Here is a 733-nt window from a genome sequence, read left to right on the forward strand (position 1 = left end):
CCGAGACACTGGCTGGGATCGTCGCGGGATTGTGCGGCGGGGTCGCGCCCGCTGTGCTGGCCGTTGGCGCGCATGGCTGCGACACGGGTGAACAATGCCTTCGCTTCCAGGCGCTGCTGGCTAGCAGGACCGGTGGTGCGGTGCAGGTGGTCAACGATGCCGAGCTGATGGTTCCTGCCGCTGGCTATATCGACGGCATCGGCGTCGTCTCCGGCACAGGCTCGATCGCGGTGGCACGCACGGCCGATGGCAAGATGCTGGCAGCCGGTGGCTGGGGCTGGATCCTTGGCGACGAGGGCAGCGCGCCGGCATTGGTGCGCGAGGCGGCGAAAGCAATCCGGCACAGCCTCGACCGGGGCCAGGATGGTGACCCGCTGATTGCCGGGCTGATGCGCGAACTGGGTACAGACGACCAGACCAAGCTTGGCATCCTGCTCAACGAAACGCGTGGTGCCGCGGTCTGGGGCCGCTATGCCAATGCCGTATTCGACGCGGCGATCGCCGGCTCGGCTCTGGCTATCCGTATTATCAGCGAAGGCGGGGCAGGGTTGGCCGCATTGGTCGAACTCTTGATCGAACGCGGCGCCAATCCCGCCCTTGTCGTGGCTGGCGGCGGGGTCATCTCGGAGCAGCCGATGTTGATGACGGCATTCGTCGAGGCCATGGCAAAGGTCTCGCCAAGGCGACCGCACCCAGCACCGGCGGCTCGCGCAGCAGCAGCACCTGGCTCGAC

The 733-nt window shown here is 67.3% G+C and carries 1 protein-coding gene; it reads left to right on the forward strand.

The annotated features are described in order from the left end of the window. On the forward strand, positions 1 to 733 hold a 733-nt coding region (locus EN879_RS37805), incomplete at both ends, for a BadF/BadG/BcrA/BcrD ATPase family protein (protein ID WP_127274807.1).

It is taken from the genome of Mesorhizobium sp. M7A.F.Ca.AU.002.02.1.1 (assembly GCF_003998535.1).
GTDB lineage: Bacteria > Pseudomonadota > Alphaproteobacteria > Rhizobiales > Rhizobiaceae > Mesorhizobium > Mesorhizobium ciceri.